The organism is Streptomyces lunalinharesii, assembly GCF_039532155.1.
GTDB lineage: Bacteria > Actinomycetota > Actinomycetes > Streptomycetales > Streptomycetaceae > Streptomyces > Streptomyces lunalinharesii.
This window is the reverse complement of record NZ_BAAARK010000132.1, coordinates 1-518: the sequence shown is the minus strand read 5'-3', so window position 1 is coordinate 518 and position 518 is coordinate 1. Positions and strand designations below refer to the sequence as shown.

2 rRNA genes are annotated in these 518 nt (G+C 58.9%); both read left to right on the top strand.

Annotated features, from left to right (window positions below):
* Positions 1-117, top strand: a 16S ribosomal RNA gene (locus ABD385_RS41290); the annotation flags it as partial.
* Positions 118-423: 306 nt separating this feature from the next.
* Positions 424-518, top strand: a 23S ribosomal RNA gene (locus ABD385_RS41285); the annotation flags it as partial.

The following is a 518-nucleotide window of genomic DNA, read 5'->3' as shown; positions in this document are numbered from 1 at the left end:
CCCGAAGCCGGTGGCCCAACCCCTTGTGGGAGGGAATCGTCGAAGGTGGGACTGGCGATTGGGACGAAGTCGTAACAAGGTAGCCGTACCGGAAGGTGCGGCTGGATCACCTCCTTTCTAAGGAGCATTTCTTACCGGGCTTCGGCTTGGTCAGAGGCCAGTACATCGGCGAATGTCTGATGCTGGTTGCTCATGGGTGGAACGTTGACTATTCGGCACGATCGGTTTGAGGACTGTTAGTACTGCTTCGGCGTGGAACACAGGATCTCGGATTGAACGTGTCGGGCACGCTGTTGGGTATCTGAGGGTGCGGACTACGGTCTGAACCTTCGCGATGCCGGCCCCAGTGAACTCAGCCTTCGGGTTGGGGTGGTGGGTGGCTGGTCGTTGTTTGAGAACTGCACAGTGGACGCGAGCATCTGTGGCCAAGTTTTTAAGGGCGCACGGTGGATGCCTTGGCACCAGGAACCGATGAAGGACGTGGGAGGCCACGATAGGCCCCGGGGAGCTGTCAACCA